This window comes from Ruegeria sp. K3 (assembly GCF_056531845.1).
In genome coordinates, this window is record NZ_JBQFMM010000010.1 from 136,109 (window position 1) to 155,840 (window position 19,732).

Below are 19,732 nucleotides of genomic sequence, written 5' to 3' on the forward strand. Positions count from 1 at the left end.
TGTATCAGAACGGCAGCTTGATGTCTGCGGGCAGGCCCATGCTTTCGGTCAGCTTGGCCATTTCTGCCTGCGAACGTTCCTGCGCCTTGGTTTGGGCGTCCTTGATCGCGGCGAGGATGAGGTCTTCGACTACTTCCTTATCGTCACCGTTAAAGATCGACGGGTCGATGTCCAGACCCTTCAACTCGCCCTTGGCAGTTGCGGTGGCCTTGACCAGCCCGGCACCGGATTCGCCGACAACCATGATGGTGTTCAGCTCTTCCTGCATGTCTGTCATCTTGGTCTGCAGATCCTGCGCGGATTTCATCATCTTGGCCATGTCACCCAGGCCGCCTAAACCTTTTAGCATCGGTAATCTCCTGTCACTCGATTTGTGGCCTAGATACGAAGCGTAACCGCGCGGCACAAGAGGTCAGGATGCTCCCGACCGTCGTCAAGGTCTTTGGCAAGACCTTTCCTCCCGTTGGGCCGGGTGGCGAGCAAGGCGCGCTGCCGGGCACAAAGCCGCTCAGGGGTATCGGCGCCAGCCGATGGCCCGTGGCGGGTGCGGGAGCATTTGGTTGAGGTGCGCTTATGCTCGAAAGTCAGTCCTCTTCAAACGGGTCCCATTCGTCTTCGACCTCGGGCAGGGCTTCGGTTTCGACTTGAGCGGCGCGTTGTTTTGCGGTTTCGATGCTCTTGATCCGCGCTTTCGGGAAATGAGTCAGCACTGCTTGCACCAGAGGATGCTGTTCAGCCTCGGCTTTCAGGGCCAAGTCTGCAGCGTCCCGTACCTCGGCAATGGTCGGTGCGTTGCCCTCAGCGACAATAGAAACGGCCCACCGGTTGCCTGTCCAACGCTGCAGCGACGCGCCCAATCGTTGTGACAGGTCGATCGGGGCGTTGTCGGTTGGGGCAAACTCGATCCTGCCCGGTTGGTAGGATACCAGACGCACGCCGTTTTCGACCTCGACCAACAACTTCACGTCCCGGTTGGCTCGGATCAGTTCGACCACATGTTCAAATGTTGGATAGCGTGCCAGCGCTGCCTGCACATCTTGGGCTGGCGCGGCCGTTGGCCCGCCGGCGTTGCCGCCGATTCCCGATGTGGCATAGGCCGGTCGGGCCGCAGCCTGCGGCGCGGCAGGAGCATGTCCCGGCGCACCGATTCCCTTGTCGGGGCCACCATTGGGCAGCGGGGGTGAATCCTGCAGACGCTTGATCAGCTCCTCCGGGCTAGGCAAGTCGGCCACATGGGTCAGGCGGATCACGGCCATTTCCGCAGCCATCATTGCGTTGGGTGCGGCGGAAACTTCCTCGAGCGCTTTCAGCAGCATTTGCCACATGCGTGTAAGGACTCGCATGGGCAGAGCCTCGGCCATTTGTTGACCTCGGGCGCGTTCGTCGGGGGAAACGGTGGGATCTTCGGCGGCATCCGGTGTGATCTTGACCACCGAAACCCAATGCGTGATTTCAGCCAGATCGCGTAAGACGGCGAGTGGATCAGCCCCTTCGGCATATTGCCCGCTCAGCTCGGTCAACGCGCCTGCAGCATCGCCGCGCAGGATCATATCCATCAGATCCAGCACCCGGCCCCGATCGGCCAGCCCCAGCATCGCGCGCACCTGATCCGCGCTGGTTTCACCGGCCCCGTGCGAGATCGCCTGATCAAGCAGCGAGGTCGCATCCCGCGCCGATCCCTCGGCGGCCCGGGTGATCAGCGACAACGCATCCTCGGCAATCTGTGCCCCTTCGGCATCTGCAATCTTGCGCAGCAGTCCGATCATATCCTCCGGCTCGATCCGGCGCAGATCAAAGCGCTGGCAACGGGACAGGACGGTCACCGGGACCTTGCGAATCTCGGTGGTGGCAAAGATGAACTTCACGTGTTCGGGGGGTTCTTCCAGCGTCTTGAGCAGCGCGTTGAAAGCGCTGGTCGATAGCATGTGAACCTCGTCGATGATATAGATCTTGTAGCGCGCGGATGCAGCGCGATAGCGTACGCTGTCGATGATCTCGCGGATGTCATTGACACCGGTGCGGCTGGCGGCGTCCATCTCCATCACATCGACATGGCGGCCCTCCATGATGGCTACGCAGTGTTCACATTGACCGCAGGGTTCGGTGGTAGGGCCGCCGCTGCCATCGGGACCGATGCAGTTCATACCCTTGGCTATGATCCGAGCGGTCGTCGTCTTGCCGGTACCGCGGATGCCGGTCATGATGAAGGCCTGCGCGATCCGGTCCGCCTCGAAGGCGTTTTTTAGAGTGCGCACCATGGCGTCCTGACCGACCAGATCGGCAAAGGTTTCGGGGCGGTATTTGCGGGCAAGAACCTGGTAGGCGGGGCTGGGCGTCTCGGTCATGTCTGCTCTGTCGGATTCGCGTTACGCCGCAGCGTAGAGGCCCCCGCCGCCCGCGTCCACAGCCAGCCGGGACGATTTTCATTTTGGAATGCGTGGGTATGCGGCTAAAATCCACTCTATTCTATTTACTGGACCAGTATGTTGTTGGGTGAAGTTTGTTTGGGGGGAGATTATGTCGCAACTGGTGGTTTATGCGTTGCAGGTCGGCGGAGGCACCTTGGCCTTGTCCTCGATGCCTGGGCGTGGAGGAACGTATGCAGAAGACCTTGATCTTATCGCAGACTGGAAGCCCGGGCTTGTGATCTCGATGACGACTGAGGTTGAGATGATTCAGGATGGTGCGCGGAATTTTGGCGCTGATATTCAGGGGCGTGCCAGCAGATGGGTGCATTTGCCGATCGAAGATTTTGGCACGCCACCCAAGGAGATTGTGGAGCGCTGGCCCCGCGTTGGCGCGACTGCCCGTCAGGCGTTGTCAGGTGGTGGCCGTGTGCTAGTGCATTGCCGTGGTGGCTGTGGCCGATCCGGGATGGTGGTTCTGCGTCTGATGGTTGAATGCGGTGAACGGCCTGAGGCGGCATTGAAGCGATTGCGTACGGTGCGTCCTTGCGCAGTCGAGACAAATGCCCAGATGCTTTGGGCCGTTGAACCGGCCCGTGTTCAAGCCGTTTGACGGCCTAGACACCAACATGTGGCGAGATTTCGCCACCGGTATGTGGTACCAGAAGCGAAGCCTCAAGCATGGCGCACGGATGGTTCCTCAGCAGGTCAGAGGGCAGGCTGCTGAACTCGGTCCCGAACATCATGTCAGCGTAGTCATCAAGCCGGTCGATCGCAGTTTCAGGATCGGCGCCGCAGAATACGCGGATCTGATCACATTGGGCGCGAAAGCGGGCGGTACACCCCTCTGGGCAGTGCGACAGGTCTATGCTGCCTTCAATTTCGAACTCAGGTTTTGTGATCGGCTGTGCAGACGACATGGCCTGCGTCAGAGCCCGCGCCATCTGCGCCAATGCGGGGCAGGGTGCGCCAGTACGTTGGCACACGGTCGCCGTGAATTCGTGTGTTTTGGTCTTCCAGATCATCAATGCGCCCTCCGCGCGCAAGGCGAGGGCGTGGCACAGGTTGGTCGTTGCGGAGCACGATCAAACCCGTCCCGGACACCCCGCCCGAGTTTCGGTTCTACATCCGATGGCAGGTCTCCTGACTTGCGGGTCATCGCTTTGCCGACCTTCCCAGCCTTCAAGGCCAGTGGTATCTCGGCATTGCTCTCCGCTTACAGTTGCGGGGGCAGTCTCGGACTAGGTTCTTTCCGGATTTATCCGGGCAGAACCGCACCGTGTTCCCTTTTCATCCCGGCCCGATTGGGCGCGAGAACCATCGCGCCATGGCTAGCGGCTGCGCCGTGCCCGAGTCAAGAAGATTGCGTCAGGCAAGTGACGTACGGTCCAGCTACGTCAACCTTGACTTGAGGCGCTTCGGGTGAACTGATCAGTTCAGTCGGTATTGGAGGGCACCATGTTGGACACGCAGCTGGCGGTTGTGACCGAGGATTTTCAGATCCCGTCCGACCCGGCAATGTTGTCGGCGCGGCTTTACCGTCCGGTTGCCGACCCCGAAAAGGTGGTCGTCATAAACGGTGCGACTGGGGTGCCGAGGGATTACTATCAGTACTTCGCCCGATGGCTTGCCGAAGAACAGGGCATGGCCTGCCTGACCTATGACTACCGGGATTTTGGTCACTCTTTGGTGGGTTCGCAAAAGCGGTCAAATGTCACCATGGCCGATTGGGCGTTGATCGACATTCCAGCCGCCCGGGCCGAGATGCGCCGACGGTTTCCGCAGGCCAAGCTATGGAGCATCGGTCATTCCTTGGGCGGAATGTTTGGCCCGATCCAACCCGATATCGATCAGATTGACAGGATGATCTGTGTCTGTTCGGGTCTGGTAACGCTGGCGGATCACCCTTGGCCTTATCGCGCTTTGGCGGCGTTGTTCTGGTATGGTCACGCGCCGCTGGTGGTCAAGGCGCTTGGCTACCTGCCCGGGCGGTTGGTCGGGTTTGGATCGGACCTGCCTGCCCAAGTCTATTGGCAATGGCGCAAATGGTGCACCGCCCCCAAAAGCTATGTGCCAGAGATCGGCACGACACTGCCCGCCGCCCGCTGGAAAGACTTGGGCAAACGTGTCGATCTGTTTACCTTCGCAGATGATGAAATGGTGCCGCCGGATGCTGTCTGGCGTCTTGCCGATCTCTATGGACCCAAAGCCGGGCGCCATCTGCTTGCACCAAGCGAATTCGGAGTGTCCAAGATCGGCCATATCGGTGCATTCGCAAGACGGAATGCGGCAGTCTGGCCTAGGCTGATCGCCTGATAGCGCTGGGCACCGGTAGGTCGGTGCCCAGCTTCGTTATAGCCCTTTACGGGATTTTTTCTCGTGCATCACGCTGCGCACCATCTTGCCGAAAGCCTTGTCACGGGCGCGGGCCTGCGCCACCGAAGCGGAATTGTGTTGGTCTTCGCGCCGCAGCTTGCGCCAGCGGTCCAGCCGCGCGGGATCAAGCGTACCAGCGTCGATTGCCGCCTGCACCGCACATCCGGGCTCAGACTCGTGCTGACAATCCGAGAAGCGGCAATCCAGGCTGAGGTCTGAGATGTCCGAAAATACCTCATCCAACCCCTCCTGCGCATCCAGCAGACGCAACGCGCGCATGCCGGGCGTATCGATCAGCCAGCCGCCATTGCGCATGCGATGCAAGGCGCGTGCAGTTGTTGTGTGCCTGCCGCGCGCATCGTCTTCGCGAATACCTGCGGTGGCCTGATCCTGCCCCGTCATCCCGTTGGCGAGCGTCGTTTTCCCAACGCCGGATGATCCAAGCAAGGCGCTGGTTTGTCCTTTCGGACACCACGACAGAACTTGTTCGAGATCGCCGTGATCCAGCGCGTTGACCGCAAGTACCGTCAGAAACGGGGCGAGCGATTGGGCTTGATCTACATAAAGGCTCGGATCATCGCACATGTCCGATTTGGTCAGAACGACCACCGGATAGCAGCCTGCCTGATGCGCCAGCGCAAGATACCGCTCCAATCGTGGCATATTGAAATCGGCGTTGCAGGAACTGACGATGAACAGCACATCAACATTTGCAGCAATCAGCTGCGCCGCTGCCCCTGTACCTGCGGCCCGGCGCTGCAGCAGGCTGCGCCGGTCCATCACTCGGCGTATGCGTTTGTTTTCATCCGCCAGAACCCAATCCCCAACGGCATATGCGCCGGTTGATTGATCCAGAGATAACAAAGGCGATTCACCTTCAGGGCGCAGCCCGATCAGTCGATCCCGGTGTACGGCCGAGATGCGATACGGAAGAAGTGACGGATCAGCCGTATGCTGAGCCGCGAAATGAGAGGACCATCCGAGGTCCGATAAGGAAAGTAACATTGGTCTGCCTGTGATCAGAAACAGCAATCCAGTCGAATGGCAATCGCGCATCCGCCGGCGACGTGTTCAGGCAATCAGTTGATCGGAAAGGATCAGAACCGGTCTGCCCGAAGGGTTTTTGCTACAATCATAAACGCCCTCCTGCGGCTGATAGGTTCTAAGTGAGAGGTTGGACATCGACCCAAGCGGGGCTCGTTGTGGCTGCTTCCTTCCGGACCTGACCAGGTTGGCGAGGCGCTCGCCCGCGCCAACCTCTCAAAGCCGATATAGGTGCATCCCCTGAAAATGGCAACCCGTCAGAAGGTCAGATGAATACGCATGAAACCATCCGCATCGTCGGGCAGAATGCGTGGATGATACTCAGCAAGCTCTGCAACATGGTGTAGCGCGCGCGGCCCCGTTGTCAGGATCGCGCCCTGCCTTTGGTTTGGCACAAAAGAAAAAGAGCGCGGTGCATGCGCAAGTGGGTCGGCGGGCAGTGTCCCGGCGACGTATTTGCATAGAATATCCTGTATGCTGATCTGAGGCAGGTCAATCATACGGGCTTGTCGCGCAATTGGAAAATGACCGCCGCCATTGGCGCGGTAGTTATTGGTGGCGACAAGGAAACTCTGGTTAGGCGCAATCGGCTGCCCATCGAATTCCAGGTTGCGTATGCGGGAAAATGCCGGATCAATCACTCGACCGAGCGTATCGAACCGCGCCGGTTGCGAAAGATCGATCTGGTAGGTGACGCCATGCAGGACATCGAAATTGAAGCCCGTGCGCTGAGGATCGGCAAGATCGATCGGGGCGTCTGATCCAAGTTGATGGAACAGCCCGGCTGACATCTCAAGCCAGTCCCGAATCTGAGAACCTGAGGCCAGCATCGCGCGCAATTCATTAGGAAAGACACTGAGATCGGCGATATGTCGAACTGAAATCTCGCCTGAGGGGATATCAGTGTAGTACTTGCTTCCTGCGCGCCCGCCGAACTTTGCCGGGGCGGCTGACGATATGATAGGCAAATCTGCCCAGTCGGTATCGACCAAATGCGGGCGTAGGGCAGCGGCCTGAGCCGCCGCAACCAAGGCCAGACCGCGATCCGGTACGCAATATGAGAAGTAGCTGTGCAGCGTGTGTGGGATTGTGCCCACTGGCCTGGTCACCCTTTTGCGCGTCGCAGCGTGGCCGGTCGCAAACAGCTCTGTGATCCTTTGGCATTCGGGTATTTCTGTACCCGATTGAGCGATTGCCCGTGCTTCGACATGGCTGCCTGTAATGCGCCAATCGCCGGTGGTATCTTTTTGCAGTGTCAGATCAATGATCCCAAGATGAGACCCGGCCCAACCCTGCATGACAACCGGCGTTCCATGGACAAGCCCCCGCGTACTGTCGACGAATGGATAACCATCATGCGCCTTTCCGGGCAGTGTCAGATGGGTGTGGCCTGCGACGACGGCATCAATCAGCGGCATCTCGGCCAGCGGGATGATCGCGTTTTCCATATCCGGCTCGGCCATTGCCGATCCCAGTCCGGTATGCGCAAGGGCGACAATCAGGTCGCAACCTTGCACGCTGAGATCTTCAGCAGCGCGCCGCGCAGCGGCCAGAATGTCTGTTACCACGACCCGGTCCGTTAGCAGATGTGCTTCCCACTGTGCGGTTTGAGAGGGCAAAACAGAAAGAACCCCGATGCGGATTGCGGTGTCCTGTCCATTTAGTCTGACAACCCGATGCAGAATCGTGTGTGCATCCCAACCTTGTTCGGTCTGAGTGGTTTGCATATTGCTGCAAATCATTGGGCAGGCGGTTTGGCGAGCGATGCGATTGACGAGTTCCAGCCCAAATCCGAAATCGTGATTACCCAATCCGATCGCGTCATAGTTCAACGTGTTGAACGCGCGTGGCAGGGGATGGGCGTCTGGCACGTTTTCAGCTGCCCATTTGCCAAATGGCGTTCCCTGCAGGCTATCACCATTGTCAAACAACAGCACAAGGGCGTCGTCGCGTTCAGCCTGTCTGCGCGCATCGTGAATCAGGCTGGCGGTACGGGTCAAACCAATCACAGGTTCGGGGCGATCCGAATAGTAATCATATGACGTCAGGTGCATGTGTAGATCGGATGTTGCAAGGATTCGAATCCGTGCGCTATCATCCGCATCTCTTCGTTGTCGCATTAAATGCTTTGATTTCAATATCTTCAACTTCTAGCTGTCAGTGTGTCAACGTTTCCACCATGAGGTCGATTTAATGCAATTTCCGGGGCGATGCTGCGGTCATTCCGCGGCAGGGTCGAAAAATGTTTGGTCGATACCCGTTGCACGATCAGGTAAGACGTGGCAGCCCTTTGCGCGGCAGTCAGGAACGGCAGGCATGAAACGCGCAGAACAGGTGACATTTGGCGGCTCGGCACTGGATCGGGCGGGTTTGCTGCGCGGCGACGCGGACAAACTGGCACAGGTTTATCGTGACCCTTTGGCAACATGTGTGTTGCTGTGGCGCGGCAAACTGTTGGTTGAGGGTGAGGCACTGGACCGGCTCGTCCGGCTTCCGATGACGCACAAGATTCTCGAACAGGGAGCGGGCGGTGTGATCGAGCAACCGATTTTCCTTGGAAAATCCGAGGATGGATCGCCGCTTTTTGCCATGGACATCTCGGGCTGGGCGGCTGAAGGGCTGGATTTATCCGGTGTCGGAGATTTTGTCGACCGCAGCGAACAGCAGCACCCTGATCTGCCCGAGGGGTGTGTCTTTGCCGAGCTGCGCCGCATCATGACACGCCTCAACCCACGAGACGCAGAGATTGCGGCAACCGCCAAGGCGGTGATCGGCTGGCACGAAACGCATCAATTCTGTGCCCGATGTGGTGCCCGCAGCGAGATGTCTCAGGGTGGATGGCAGCGCAGTTGCCCGGCCTGCGGCGGCCAGCATTTCCCGCGCACCGATCCTGTGGTCATCATGTTGATTACCCATGGCAATTCGGTGCTGATGGGGCGCTCTCCGGGCTGGCCTGAAGGCATGTATTCGCTTTTGGCTGGTTTTGTTGAGCCCGGTGAAACGCTGGAAGCCGCTGTGCGGCGCGAAGTGATGGAAGAGGCGGGCGTGCCCGTGGGTGCGGTGAGCTATCTCGCAAGCCAACCCTGGCCCTTTCCCGCATCCCTGATGTTTGGATGCGCAGGCGAGGCGTTATCGCGCGATATCCAGATCGATCCGGTCGAGATCGAGGATGCGATCTGGGTCACACGGACCGAGATGATGCAGGCCTTCGCTGGGGATCACCCTAAGCTGTTGCCTGCCCGAAAAGGTGCGATTGCGCACTTTTTGTTGCAACACTGGCTTGCAGACACGTTGGACTGACGAGAAACTGAACCCAATCTAGGGCAGAGAAAAGCAATCATGCAGTTTTCAGCGCAGGAAGATATCGATGTACCAATCGAGACGGTCTTCAACATGGTCTCGGATTTTGAACGCTTCGAACGCAAAGCCTTGCGGCGCGGGGTCGATGTGCGTCGGGTCACGGGGTCGGTTGTGCCGCAGGCCGGAATAACCTGGGAGACCGAATTCAAGATACGTGGCAAGCCACGTCATATCATTATCGAGATGACTGAATGCGACCGCCCGTCCTTGATGCGGTTCCAGTCCAGCAGCAAGGGAATGAACGGCGACACGGTGATCGAGCTTTTGGCGCTTTCCCAACGTCGGACACGGCTGCGCGTTGAAACATCGCTGGGTGCGAAAACGCTGCCCGCCCGCCTATTGCTTCAATCCCTGAAGTTAGGGCAATCCCGATTCAGGCGGCAGTTCCAGACCCGTCTCAGCGAATTCGCGCGCGATATGGAGGAACGACACCTCCATGGTGTCTGACAACCGAGAAGTAGATGAGTACTTTAACGAGACCGATCATACGCGACGCTGTCGAAGCCGATGCGGATGGCTTGTCCGGTGTGCTAACAGCGCTTGTAGCGGCTGGAAAGCGGACCAAGCCCGCCGACAGCGCCTTTGCACTGACGCATTACATCTGCGACCCTGAGCGGATTCAGTGTAGCCTTGCCGTTGCGCCGGACGGACAGATACTGGGTTTCCAGTCGTTGAAGCTTGCCACCCGAAACAACCCGTATGGCGTTGCGGTCGGGTGGGGCATCATTGGGACGCATATCAAACCGTCCGCTGCGCGATGTGGTATCGGTCGGGCGTTGTTCAAACGTTCTCTTCAAGCCGCTAGGCAGCAGGGATTGCCCGCTATCGATGCTACGATCGGGGCCAATAATTCCGACGGCCTTGGCTATTATGAGGCGATGGGATTCAGAGAGTACCGGCAGATGGATGGCGCGATATGCAAGGTCTTTCGCATGGGGACCGGAGTGACCAACCCGTAGTCCGCCGCACTTTCAGGATGTCGCACCGAAGGACTCTAGCTACCGTTCTAAGCTGCAAGCGTAGCTGCCCCGCCTATCTAGGCCGTTCCTTTGAAGGGGCGAGCCGATTGCCTGCACTAACCACGAGGTTGCGCCGCCGGATAAACGCCGAGGACCTCTACGTTGGTGGTAAAATGCTCAAGCTCATCCATCGCCAGTTGCACATTTCGATCGCCTGGATGACCCACGATATCGGCATAGAACTGGGTCGCGGTGAAGGACCCGTCGACCATATAGCTTTCCAGCTTGGTCATGTTGATTCCGTTGGTGGCAAATCCGCCCATCGCTTTGTACAGCGCTGCCGGGATGTTACGCACCTGAAAGACAAAACTTGTGATCATGCCGTGATCACCACGGCGCGATTCATCGGCCTCACGAGACATCACCAGAAAACGGGTCGTGTTGTCGCCCTGATCCTCAATGTGACGGGCCAAAACGTTGAGGCCGTAAATCTCACCTGCCAGCTCACTGGCTAACGCTGCGGAGTGTTTGTCGCCGATCTCGGCGACCTCGCGTGCGGCACGAGCATTATCCGGGCTGACCCTGCCACGAATTCCGTGTTGCTTCAGGAAACCTGCGCATTGTGGTAGCAAGACGAGGTGGGAATGCGCCTCAGTGATATCCTCCAGAGTCGCGCCCGGTACGCCCAACAGGTTGATGTGCACGCGCACAAATGCTTCGTCGATGATGTGCAGCCCGCTATGCGGAAGCAGGCGGTGAATATCGGCCACACGACCATAGGTGGTATTTTCCACCGGTAGCATGGCCAGATCAGCCTCACCTGAGCGCACTGATTCGATCACATCTTCGAAAGTGCGGCAGGGCAGGGCGTCCATATCCGGTCGCGCGTTCCGGCAGGCTTCGTGACTGTATGCGCCGGGTTCTCCCTGAAATGCTATGCGATTGGTCATTTGGTCGTTTCCGTGCAACAAGTTCTTGAATTGGGCGTTTAGTCGCGGTGTCTATACCTTGCGTCTTCTCAGGGGAAGCCTTAGACACCCCGCAGACAGCTGAAATGGACACGCGATCAAAATGTTCGACACGATGACAGTTACCAAAGCCGCAGCCGGCTTGTTTGGCACCTTCCTGGTGTTGCTTCTGGCAAAATGGGGGGCGGATGTCCTCTATAGCTCTGACAGCCATCTTGCCGAAGCTGCTTACATTATCGAAACCGAAAGCTCGGGCGAAAGCGCGGACGGCGAAGAAGTAGTCTTTGAAGATATGTTGGCTGCAGCCGATCCGGAAAAAGGCGCGCGCGTATTCCGCAAGTGCACCGCTTGCCACAAACTGGAAGACGGCGCCAATGGTACAGGTCCTTACCTTTATGGTGTCGTAGATCGCCCGGTTGCCTCAGCTAAAGGCTTTACCGGTTATTCGGCCTCGATGCAGGCGCATGGTGGCAACTGGACACCCGAAGCCCTGGACGCGTTCCTAGAACGCCCAAGCGCCTATATCTCGGGCACTTCGATGAGCTTTGCTGGCCTGAAAAAACCACAAGAACGCGCCGATCTGATTGCGTATCTGCAGACCATCGGCAACTGATCTGTTGATCAGATTTGCAGGATTTAAAGCCGCTGCCCTGCGCAGCGGCTTTATTTTTTGTCTGAGAAGAACTTCACAAAGCGTTCACGCATTCTAAACTTGCAACTGACAGTGCTGGACCTTTAGCTGGCGGGCACGACAATGAAGATGACAGAAATTCAGAGGACGAGCCTGATGAAACCCCTTCTGCCCCAGATGCGCTTTACCGGAATTCACGCTTGGGCTGCGGCTTTGGGGATTTCGGCGACACTGGTTCTGGGCAGCAGCGATCCTGCCCGTGCCAATGAAGAGGGCGTCACGCGCAGCCACGGGTATTCCTATTTCGGAAATCTGGATTATCCGGCCGACTATCCGTACTTGAACTACGTCAACCCAGACGCACCAAAGGGCGGAGAGCTGTCTTTGGCGGGCTCAGGTACGTTTGATTCCCTGAACCCTTATTCGCGCAAGGGGCGGGCAGGCGCTTTGACTACGCTTCAATATGACCCGCTGATCGAAAGCACCGCGGATAGTGTCGGGCAGTATTATGGGGTTGTTGCGGAAAGTATGGAATATGACGAAGGGCGCAATTATGTGATCTTCAATCTGCGCCCCGAAGCTATGTTCTGGGATGGCACCCCGGTGACTGCCGAAGACGTCGTCTATAGTCATCGTTTGTTCATTGAGCAGGGTTTGCCGTCTTATGCGCAAGCCGTCGGGCGCATGGTTACAGGGGCTGAAGCTCTGGATGACCACACTGTAAAATTTACTTTTAGTCCGGATGTCACCCGGCGCGGGTTGATCGAAACCGTCGGGTCGACCCCGGTATTTTCAAAAGCCTGGTTCGAGGCTGATGAAAGCCGTCGTCTGGACGAACCGCGGCTGGAGGTCGCCGTTGGTTCAGGTCCTTACAAACTGGACAGCTATGACATCAACCGTCGTATAGTCTACAAGCGTCGCGACGATTATTGGGGCAAGGATCTGCCGATCAACATAGGCCGCAACAATTACGACACTATCCGGATCGAGTATTTCGCGGATCAAACCGCCGCCTTCGAAGGGTTCAAGGCGGGCGAATACACGATGCGTATCGAAAGTGACCCCAAGCTCTGGGCCTCTAGTTACGATTTCCCGAAACTCAGCGAAGGGTTTGTCGTGCAGGACGAGATCGTGGATGGTAGCCCACCGACGCCGTCGGGTTTCGTTTTCAATCTGGGCAAGCCTCAATTTGCCGACAAGAATGTGCGTAAAGCGCTGGCGCTGGCGTTCAATTTCGAATGGGCAAATGAATCGCTGATGTTCGGTCTGAACGCACCGCGCAGTTCATTTGTGCAGGGGACACATCTTGAAGCGACAGGCGTGCCGGAGGGTGCCGAACTGGCGTTTCTGGAAACGCTGGGTGACGTGGTTCCGGCCGAGGTGTTCAGCGAGCCTGCGCTTGTCGTCCACGAATCCAATCCAGCTCGGTTGAACGACCGTCGCAATTTGCGGCAAGCCTCGAAACTGCTGGACGAGGCTGGTTGGCCCGTCGGCGACGGCAATCTGCGCCGCAATGCCGATGGGCAGATGCTGAAGGTCAATATTCCGTATGCGTCGAGCATTCCAACCTCGACCGCCACCATGATCGAGACCTATGTGCAGAACCTGCAGTCGATCGGTGTGGATGCTTCGGCAGAGAAGGTAGATCCTTCTCAATTCACCCTGCGGCGGCGTGAGCGTGATTATGATATGGTATATTCGAACCGCTACGGCTCGTTCCTGTCGACCGGCGGGGGTCTCAGTCAGATGTACGGATCGGAAGAAGCCGCGTTCAGCTTGTTCAACCCTGCCGGTCTTGCCAGCCCGCTTGTTGACGCTGTGATCGAAGCGTCATTCGACACGACAAATCAGGCAGAACAGGATGCTGCGCTGATGGCGTTGGATCGTGTCTTGCGTTATGAGTTCTTCGTCATTCCCGATGGGTATGTGGCGGATTACTGGACGGCTTATTACGACATGTACGAATACCCTGAAAACCTGCCTCCATTCTCGCTTGGGTATCTCGATCTGTGGTGGATCAACCCCGAGAAAGAGGCTGACCTGAAAGCCAAAGGCGCGCTGCGATAACATGGGCGCCTATATCCTAAGACGCCTGTTGCTGGTCATTCCGACCCTTCTGGGCATCATGATCGTCAACTTCACGCTGGTGCAGTTCGTGCCCGGTGGTCCCATTGAACAGATCATCGCGCAGATCGAAGGGCAGGGCGACGTCTTTGCTGGGTTCGCTGGTGGAGGCGATGCCGGAGCTGGGGCCGAGCCCGCAGGTGGTGCCATTGATGACAAATACGTCGGTGCGCGTGGCCTTCCGCCCGAATTCATCGCTGAACTGGAAAAAGAGTTTGGCTTCGACAAACCGCCACTGGAACGCTTTCTGGGCATGATGGGCAACTACCTGACGCTGGATTTTGGAGAGAGCTATTTCCGCTCGATCAGTGTGATTGATCTGGTGCTGGAAAAGATGCCGGTGTCTATTTCGCTGGGTCTGTGGTCGACGCTGATCGCCTATCTGGTCTCGATCCCGCTAGGTATCCGCAAGGCGATCAAGGACGGGTCGAGCTTTGATACTTGGACCAGCGGTGCGATCATCGTGGCCTATGCGATCCCCGGTTTCCTGTTTGCCATTCTGCTGCTGGTGTTGTTCGCCGGTGGCTCTTACTGGCAGATTTTCCCGCTACGGGGTTTGACCTCGGACAATTGGGACAGCCTCAGCCTGTTTGGGAAGATTACTGACTATTTCTGGCACATTGCTTTGCCGATAATCGCGCTGACCATCTCGGCCTTTGCGACGCTGACGCTGCTGACCAAGAACTCGTTTCTGGATGAGATCAAGAAGCAGTACGTGATGACCGCTCGCGCCAAGGGTTTGAGTGAAAGCAAGGTGCTGTATGGTCATGTCTTCCGCAACGCGATGCTGATCGTGATTGCAGGTTTCCCTGCTGTATTCATTGGTGTGTTCTTCGGTGGATCGATCATCATCGAGACCATTTTCTCGCTCGATGGTCTTGGGCGTCTGGGCTTTGAGGCCGCAGTGGCGCGCGACTATCCGGTGATTTTTGGTACGCTTTTCATATTTGGCCTTATGGGGCTGGTCGTCGGCATTATCAGCGATCTGATGTATGTGCTCGTTGACCCACGTATCGATTTCGAAAAGCGGGAGGGGTAAATGGCACTCTCCCCTCTCAATCAGCGCCGTTGGCGCAACTTCCGGCGCAATGGCAGGGCGTTCTGGTCGCTGATCATCTTCTCGGTGTTGTTCGGCCTATCGCTGTTTGCCGAGTTCATCGCTAACGACAAACCGATCCTGGTAAAGTACCGGGGTGAAATCTACACGCCAGTCTTCAACTTTTACGCCGAGACTGAGTTCGGCGGTGATTTCCAGACCGAGGCGATCTATCGCGACCCCGAGGTCATGTGCCTGATCGATAGCGGCGGATTGGATCAGTGCTTCGACGACCCCGAAGGTATCATCGACGAAATCAAGGCGGGCACGTTCGAAGCGGATGGGTTTGAGCGAGGCTGGGCCATCTGGCCTCCAATCCCGTATTCCTTCAACACCAGCGTGGACCGCCCGGGCGCTGCACCGCTGCCGCCTAATGGTCAGAATCTGCTCGGCACTGACGACACCAAGCGAGATGTGCTAGCTCGTGTCATCTATGGCTTCCGCCTGTCGATCCTGTTCACTTTACTCGTCACCGGTGTGGCCAGTTTGATCGGCATTTTTGCTGGGGCCATTCAGGGGTTCTTTGGCGGTTGGCTGGATCTGATCTTCCAACGTATTATCGAGATCTGGTCGGCGACACCCTCGCTTTATGTCATTATCATCATGTTCGCGATTCTTGGGCGAAGTTTCTGGCTCTTGGTGATTCTGATGATCCTGTTCAGTTGGACCGGACTGGTGGGCGTCGTGCGCGCTGAATTCCTGCGGGCACGAAATTTGGAGTATGTCCGTGCCGCGCGGGCGCTGGGCGTGGGTAACATGACGATCATGTTTCGCCACATGCTGCCTAATGCGATGGTCGCCACGCTGACCTTCATGCCGTTCATCGTGACTGGAACCATCGGTGGGCTGGCTTCGCTGGATTTCCTTGGCTTCGGTTTGCCGTCTTCAGCCCCGTCGCTTGGAGAGTTGACTTTGCAGGCGAAACAGAACCTTCAGGCACCGTGGCTGGCCTTCACTGCCTTCTTCACCTTTGCCATCATGCTGTCGCTGTTGGTCTTCATTTTTGAAGGCGTCCGCGATGCGTTTGATCCCAGAAAGACCTTCTCATGAGCCTTTTGGATGTGAACAACCTCAAGGTCTCGTTCCGGCAGGACGGGCAGGTGAGTGCGGCAATCAAAGGCGTGTCCTTTACCGTCGACCGGGGTGAAACGGTGGCTTTGGTGGGCGAATCCGGCTCGGGCAAATCCGTGACGGCGTTGAGCACTGTGTCGCTGCTGGGTGATAGCGCAATTGTCGAAGGCTCGGTCACTTATGAAGGGCAAGAGATGATCGGCGCGACCGAAGACAGGTTGATGGACGTGCGCGGCAACGACATTAGTTTCATCTTTCAGGAGCCGATGACCTCGCTCAATCCATTGCACACGATCCAGAAACAGATGGCGGAATCGCTGGCTCTGCATCAGGGCGTTACCGGCGATGAGGCACGGGAACGGATTGTAGAACTGCTGACCAAGGTCGGCATCCGAGACCCCGAGGAACGGCTGGACAGCTATCCGCACCAGTTGTCCGGCGGGCAGCGTCAACGCGTGATGATCGCGATGGCGTTGGCGAACAAGCCGGACATTTTGATCGCGGATGAGCCGACAACGGCGCTGGACGTCACCATCCAGGCGCAGATTCTGGAGTTGCTGGCCGAATTGCAAAAGTCCGAGAACATGGGTATGTTGTTCATCACCCATGACCTTGGCATCGTCCGCCGCATCGCCGACCGGGTTTGCGTGATGAAGGACGGTGAAATTGTCGAAGCCGGAGTGACAACGGAGATTTTCGACAACCCGCAACACCCCTATACTCGCAAGCTTCTGGAGGCCGAGCCGTCCGGGCACCCCGACCCGGTGGCCCCGGATGCCGAAGAGGTAGCCCGCACCGATCACCTGAAAGTCTGGTTCCCGATCCAGCGCGGTTTCCTGAAACGGACCGTAGGCTATGTGAAGGCCGTCAACGACGCGACCCTCAGCGTCCGTGCCGGGGAAACGCTTGGGATCGTGGGGGAGAGCGGCTCGGGCAAGACGACGCTGGCGCTGGCGATCATGCGTCTGATCGCGTCCGAGGGCGGGATCACTTTCCGCGACCAGAATGTGCGCCGCTGGTCAACGCGCGAGTTGCGGCGGTTGCGCAAGGACATGCAGATCGTATTTCAGGATCCGTTCGGCAGCCTCAGCCCGCGGATGACCTGCATGCAGATCATCGCCGAGGGGCTGGCCATCCATAAGGTCGATCCTCATCGCGCCCCGCGCGATCTGGTGGCCGAAGTGATGAACGAGGTCGGATTGGACCCCTCTGCGATGGACCGCTATCCGCATGAGTTCTCCGGCGGGCAACGCCAGCGGATCGCCATCGCCCGCGCCATGGTGTTGCGGCCCAAGCTGCTGGTTCTGGACGAGCCTACAAGTGCGCTGGACATGACCGTGCAGGTGCAGATCGTTGACCTGCTGCGTGACCTGCAAAGGAAATACGGGCTGGCCTATCTGTTTATCAGCCACGACCTGAAGGTCGTGCGCGCGATGTCACATAACGTAATCGTCATGCGAAACGGCGATGTCGTCGAGATGGGCGCTGCCGAAGATTTGTTCGAACACGCCCAGACCGACTACACCCGCGAACTGATCGCGGCAGCGGGCTGATACGCAGCCCGCGCCTTCGATGTCAGGCTATTTCCTTGTTTTTGGCTGACGCGGGAACGGGGCCGCGCAGTTCTTCATAGTGATCGAATTGCAGTTTGACCCAACCGGTGCCACGGGTGGCACTGGCGAGGGTTCGGTGCAGTTCATCTTCCGCAACGGCGGGGAGTGTCGCATTGAAGATTTCCCAGCCTGAGGCGTTGGGGTTGCCTTCGAAACCTAGGACTTGTCCCTGCAGCGAGCTGATCGTTGGAACGAGATCGCCTACGAAGGTTGACGGCAGATGGATCTCGGCGTTCAGGATCGGTTGCAGCACGACTGGTTTCGCTTCGGGCAGCGCTTCACGCACCGCGTTCTTGCCAGCGGTGCGGAAGGCATAATCCGAACTGTCCACGTTATGGTGCTTGCCGTCGCTGAGCGTCACCTTAACGTCCACCACAGGGAAACCTTCGGGGCCTTCGACCAGTGCGTCCTTGGCCCCGTGTTCAACCGAAGGAATGTAATTCCGGGGTACGGCCCCACCTTTCACCACTTCCTCGAACTGGAACCCCGAGCCGCGCGGCAGCGGAGCGATGGATATGACCACATCGGCAAACTGCCCCGCACCGCCGGATTGCTTGCGGTGGCGATGGCGATGATCGACCCTTGTGCGAATGGTTTCGCGATAGGCGGTTCCGGCGGCCTCGGCCTCGATCTCGATGCCAAAATCCTCGGCGAGTTTGGCGGTCACGCGGCGCATGTGCTGCGGGCCTTGTGAGCCCAGAATAGAATGACCGCTCAACTCGTCTTGCTCCAGGTGCAGGCCGGGGTCGATCTCAACCAGCCGGGTCAACGCATTCGACAGGCGCACGTCGTCTCGCTCATGCGCGGGCGATACGACCTGACGATGCGCGGCAGGATGGGATGAGGCCCATTCCGGCAACGGCGTTGCCGCCGCGCTGTCATAGATGAAGCCAGGATTAAGGTGGTCGGATTTGACAGCAAGGCCAATATGTCCGGCTTCAAGCGCGCTGATCTGGGTCTTGGCGTCCAAGGTTGTCAGATTTCCAACAGTTTCGCCACCAAGGGGTTCATGAGCTTTCACGCCGTCGCCCAGACCGCGCAATACGGTGATCTTGCCGATATGCTTCTTCACATCCGCAAAGCCAGCAATGGCACGGGCGTTTTCTTCGGCCTCATCCCGGTCAGCTGCAATGTTGAATTCAGGTGCTTCATGACGCAGCGCTTTCATCAAGCGGGTCAGACCGTTGCCATGGCTCGCGGCACCCAGACAAGCCGGGATAAGCTGATGGTTCTGCAAGACCTGTGCGGCCAGCTCGTATACCTCGTCGCTTGGGGGCTGTTTGTCCTCAATCAGTTGCTCCAGCAGATTGTCATCGAAATCCGATAGGGTCTCCAACAACTCAGTGCGTGCTTCCTGTTCGCGGTCTTCCGCTGATTGCGGTAGCTCGATCAGGGCCGAGGGCTGCCCCTCCTGATACTTCCAGGCGCGTTCCGAGATCAGATCGACTGCGCCGATAATGGTGTCTCCGTCCCGGATCGGCACCTGCCGCAGAGCGATGTGGTGGGTGCAATAGGTCTGCAGTGCAGCAACGATGTCGCGGATGCGACCGTTAGGGCTGTCCATGCGGTTGATGAATAAAAAACAGGGAATGCCGGCCTCTTCGACCAACCTTAGATACGGGGCACACAGAACGGCGGCATCGGGGTCAGGCGGGACAACCACAACTGCTGCGTCCGAGATCGCCATGGCCGGGCCGACATAGGCCAGCGCATCGCCGCCTCCGTCTACGTCCACAGCGCACCACGGTTCGTTTAAATAAGAAAAACCGTGCAGATGCACGGTTCCGGCAACATCGAATGTGGTGGGCCGCCCGTCGAGGCGGCTGATCGCTTCGACCAAGGTGGATTTGCCCGATTGGCTGGGGCCGAGGACGGTGAAAACGCGCATGAGTGCTGTCCCTCTTTCAGGTTGCAGTATGGCTGCACGAAAAGGGCTGTCGAACGCATGCGCGTCGGCAAGAACTGTCTGCGTTTGCCTGCCTCAGGCTGTGAAGAGGTGGGTCTCTCCACCCCCTTGAGTGTGGAGAAAACCGAAGGCATGCGTCAAGCCCCCGTGCCGGTTTGTAAGGGAAGGTCGCGAAAAAC

At 58.1% G+C, this 19,732-nt stretch carries 18 protein-coding genes, 1 other RNA gene and 1 riboswitch; of the genes, 11 read left to right on the forward strand and 8 right to left on the reverse strand.

Going from position 1 to position 19,732, the window contains the following annotated elements; translation table 11 throughout:
* Positions 1-4 precede the first annotated feature (4 nt).
* Positions 5-349, reverse strand: coding sequence for a YbaB/EbfC family nucleoid-associated protein (locus ACR0MP_RS17445; RefSeq protein ID WP_170398693.1), 345 nt, complete (start codon positions 347-349; stop codon positions 5-7).
* 68 nt (positions 350-417) lie between these two features.
* On the opposite strand from ACR0MP_RS17445, the gene ACR0MP_RS17450 reads away from it, so the two are divergent.
* A complete protein-coding gene (locus tag ACR0MP_RS17450; RefSeq protein WP_170736288.1) occupies positions 418-564 on the forward strand; it encodes a hypothetical protein in 147 nt (48 codons plus the stop codon).
* Positions 565-584: 20 nt separating this feature from the next.
* On the opposite strand, the gene ACR0MP_RS17455 is transcribed toward ACR0MP_RS17450, so the two are convergent.
* The gene (locus ACR0MP_RS17455) at positions 585-2,345 is read right to left on the reverse strand and encodes a DNA polymerase III subunit gamma/tau (RefSeq protein WP_170736290.1); all 1,761 of its coding nucleotides are present in this window, start codon (positions 2,343-2,345) and stop codon (positions 585-587) included.
* Positions 2,346-2,517: 172 nt separating this feature from the next.
* On the opposite strand from ACR0MP_RS17455, the gene ACR0MP_RS17460 reads away from it, so the two are divergent.
* Positions 2,518-3,018 carry a phosphatase domain-containing protein gene (locus ACR0MP_RS17460; RefSeq protein ID WP_170736294.1) on the forward strand — a complete coding sequence of 167 codons (501 nt, stop codon included), beginning with the start codon at positions 2,518-2,520 and terminating at the stop codon, positions 3,016-3,018.
* Positions 3,019-3,022: 4 nt separating this feature from the next.
* Here ACR0MP_RS17460 and ACR0MP_RS17465 read toward each other — a convergent pair whose 3' ends face one another.
* A complete protein-coding gene (locus ACR0MP_RS17465) occupies positions 3,023-3,430 on the reverse strand; it encodes a hypothetical protein (protein WP_170406558.1) in 408 nt (135 codons plus the stop codon).
* Positions 3,431-3,521: 91 nt separating this feature from the next.
* Positions 3,522-3,742, reverse strand: a riboswitch (cobalamin riboswitch).
* 121 nt (positions 3,743-3,863) lie between these two features.
* Between ACR0MP_RS17465 and ACR0MP_RS17470 the strand changes: the two genes are divergently transcribed.
* Complete coding sequence (locus tag ACR0MP_RS17470) at positions 3,864-4,721, forward strand: alpha/beta fold hydrolase (RefSeq protein WP_170736295.1); 858 nt, start codon at positions 3,864-3,866, stop codon at positions 4,719-4,721.
* 36 nt (positions 4,722-4,757) lie between these two features.
* On the opposite strand, the gene rsgA is transcribed toward ACR0MP_RS17470, so the two are convergent.
* The 3 genes from rsgA to ACR0MP_RS17485 form a co-directional block, all read right to left on the reverse strand.
* Entirely contained in the window at positions 4,758-5,786 is a 1,029-nt protein-coding gene (gene rsgA, locus ACR0MP_RS17475) for a ribosome small subunit-dependent GTPase A (protein WP_480887366.1), read from the reverse strand.
* 159 nt (positions 5,787-5,945) lie between these two features.
* Positions 5,946-6,044: signal recognition particle sRNA small type (gene ffs, locus ACR0MP_RS17480), an RNA gene on the reverse strand.
* Between the two features lie 38 nt (positions 6,045-6,082).
* Positions 6,083-7,945 (reverse strand): bifunctional 2',3'-cyclic-nucleotide 2'-phosphodiesterase/3'-nucleotidase, encoded by a 1,863-nt coding sequence (locus tag ACR0MP_RS17485; protein WP_480887364.1) that lies wholly within the window; start codon positions 7,943-7,945, stop codon positions 6,083-6,085.
* Positions 7,946-8,141: 196 nt separating this feature from the next.
* Between ACR0MP_RS17485 and nudC the strand changes: the two genes are divergently transcribed.
* Genes nudC through ACR0MP_RS17500 form a run of 3 tightly spaced genes read left to right on the forward strand, consistent with a single transcriptional unit; the run spans position 8,142 to position 10,144 of the window.
* The gene (nudC, locus tag ACR0MP_RS17490) at positions 8,142-9,125 is read left to right on the forward strand and encodes an NAD(+) diphosphatase (protein WP_170406546.1); all 984 of its coding nucleotides are present in this window, start codon (positions 8,142-8,144) and stop codon (positions 9,123-9,125) included.
* A gap of 39 nt (positions 9,126-9,164) precedes the next feature.
* A complete protein-coding gene (locus tag ACR0MP_RS17495) occupies positions 9,165-9,632 on the forward strand; it encodes an SRPBCC family protein (RefSeq protein WP_170406543.1) in 468 nt (155 codons plus the stop codon).
* A gap of 14 nt (positions 9,633-9,646) precedes the next feature.
* Positions 9,647-10,144, forward strand: a complete 498-nt coding sequence (locus tag ACR0MP_RS17500; protein ID WP_170406540.1) for a GNAT family N-acetyltransferase — start codon at positions 9,647-9,649, stop codon at positions 10,142-10,144.
* A gap of 116 nt (positions 10,145-10,260) precedes the next feature.
* On the opposite strand, the gene ACR0MP_RS17505 is transcribed toward ACR0MP_RS17500, so the two are convergent.
* On the reverse strand, positions 10,261-11,094 hold the full coding sequence (locus ACR0MP_RS17505) for a prephenate dehydratase (protein WP_170398663.1): 834 nt from the start codon (positions 11,092-11,094) through the stop codon (positions 10,261-10,263).
* 121 nt (positions 11,095-11,215) lie between these two features.
* On the opposite strand from ACR0MP_RS17505, the gene ACR0MP_RS17510 reads away from it, so the two are divergent.
* The 5 genes from ACR0MP_RS17510 (at position 11,216) to ACR0MP_RS17530 (ending at position 17,587) form a co-directional block, all read left to right on the forward strand.
* Positions 11,216-11,725, forward strand: a complete 510-nt coding sequence (locus tag ACR0MP_RS17510; protein WP_170398660.1) for a c-type cytochrome — start codon at positions 11,216-11,218, stop codon at positions 11,723-11,725.
* 174 nt (positions 11,726-11,899) lie between these two features.
* Positions 11,900-13,810: an extracellular solute-binding protein gene (locus ACR0MP_RS17515; RefSeq protein ID WP_170562438.1), complete on the forward strand. Its 1,911-nt coding sequence runs from the start codon at positions 11,900-11,902 to the stop codon at positions 13,808-13,810.
* Between the two features lies 1 nt (position 13,811).
* Positions 13,812-14,906, forward strand: a complete 1,095-nt coding sequence (locus tag ACR0MP_RS17520; protein WP_480887361.1) for a microcin C ABC transporter permease YejB — start codon at positions 13,812-13,814, stop codon at positions 14,904-14,906.
* Entirely contained in the window at positions 14,907-16,013 is a 1,107-nt protein-coding gene (locus ACR0MP_RS17525) for an ABC transporter permease (RefSeq protein WP_170398652.1), read from the forward strand. It begins immediately after the preceding gene.
* A complete protein-coding gene (locus ACR0MP_RS17530; RefSeq protein ID WP_480887359.1) occupies positions 16,010-17,587 on the forward strand; it encodes an ABC transporter ATP-binding protein in 1,578 nt (525 codons plus the stop codon). The genes ACR0MP_RS17525 and ACR0MP_RS17530 overlap by 4 nt, the downstream gene beginning before the upstream one ends.
* Positions 17,588-17,609: 22 nt before the next feature.
* On the opposite strand, the gene ACR0MP_RS17535 is transcribed toward ACR0MP_RS17530, so the two are convergent.
* The gene (locus ACR0MP_RS17535) at positions 17,610-19,535 is read right to left on the reverse strand and encodes an elongation factor G (protein ID WP_170406530.1); all 1,926 of its coding nucleotides are present in this window, start codon (positions 19,533-19,535) and stop codon (positions 17,610-17,612) included.
* Positions 19,536-19,732: the final 197 nt, after the last annotated feature.

Bases quoted from the DNA above. Each gene is read 5' to 3' on its own strand.
- ACR0MP_RS17445 (WP_170398693.1), bottom strand. From the start codon at position 349: ATGCTAAAAGGTTTAGGCGGCCTGGGTGACATGGCCAAGATGATGAAA.
- ACR0MP_RS17450 (WP_170736288.1), top strand. From the start codon at position 418: ATGCTCCCGACCGTCGTCAAGGTCTTTGGCAAGACCTTTCCTCCCGTT.
- ACR0MP_RS17455 (WP_170736290.1), bottom strand. From the start codon at position 2,345: ATGACCGAGACGCCCAGCCCCGCCTACCAGGTTCTTGCCCGCAAATAC.
- ACR0MP_RS17460 (WP_170736294.1), top strand. From the start codon at position 2,518: ATGTCGCAACTGGTGGTTTATGCGTTGCAGGTCGGCGGAGGCACCTTG.
- ACR0MP_RS17465 (WP_170406558.1), bottom strand. From the start codon at position 3,430: ATGATCTGGAAGACCAAAACACACGAATTCACGGCGACCGTGTGCCAA.
- ACR0MP_RS17470 (WP_170736295.1), top strand. From the start codon at position 3,864: ATGTTGGACACGCAGCTGGCGGTTGTGACCGAGGATTTTCAGATCCCG.
- rsgA (WP_480887366.1), bottom strand. From the start codon at position 5,786: ATGTTACTTTCCTTATCGGACCTCGGATGGTCCTCTCATTTCGCGGCT.
- ACR0MP_RS17485 (WP_480887364.1), bottom strand. From the start codon at position 7,945: ATGCGACAACGAAGAGATGCGGATGATAGCGCACGGATTCGAATCCTT.
- nudC (WP_170406546.1), top strand. From the start codon at position 8,142: ATGAAACGCGCAGAACAGGTGACATTTGGCGGCTCGGCACTGGATCGG.
- ACR0MP_RS17495 (WP_170406543.1), top strand. From the start codon at position 9,165: ATGCAGTTTTCAGCGCAGGAAGATATCGATGTACCAATCGAGACGGTC.
- ACR0MP_RS17500 (WP_170406540.1), top strand. From the start codon at position 9,647: ATGAGTACTTTAACGAGACCGATCATACGCGACGCTGTCGAAGCCGAT.
- ACR0MP_RS17505 (WP_170398663.1), bottom strand. From the start codon at position 11,094: ATGACCAATCGCATAGCATTTCAGGGAGAACCCGGCGCATACAGTCAC.
- ACR0MP_RS17510 (WP_170398660.1), top strand. From the start codon at position 11,216: ATGTTCGACACGATGACAGTTACCAAAGCCGCAGCCGGCTTGTTTGGC.
- ACR0MP_RS17515 (WP_170562438.1), top strand. From the start codon at position 11,900: ATGAAACCCCTTCTGCCCCAGATGCGCTTTACCGGAATTCACGCTTGG.
- ACR0MP_RS17520 (WP_480887361.1), top strand. From the start codon at position 13,812: ATGGGCGCCTATATCCTAAGACGCCTGTTGCTGGTCATTCCGACCCTT.
- ACR0MP_RS17525 (WP_170398652.1), top strand. From the start codon at position 14,907: ATGGCACTCTCCCCTCTCAATCAGCGCCGTTGGCGCAACTTCCGGCGC.
- ACR0MP_RS17530 (WP_480887359.1), top strand. From the start codon at position 16,010: ATGAGCCTTTTGGATGTGAACAACCTCAAGGTCTCGTTCCGGCAGGAC.
- ACR0MP_RS17535 (WP_170406530.1), bottom strand. From the start codon at position 19,535: ATGCGCGTTTTCACCGTCCTCGGCCCCAGCCAATCGGGCAAATCCACC.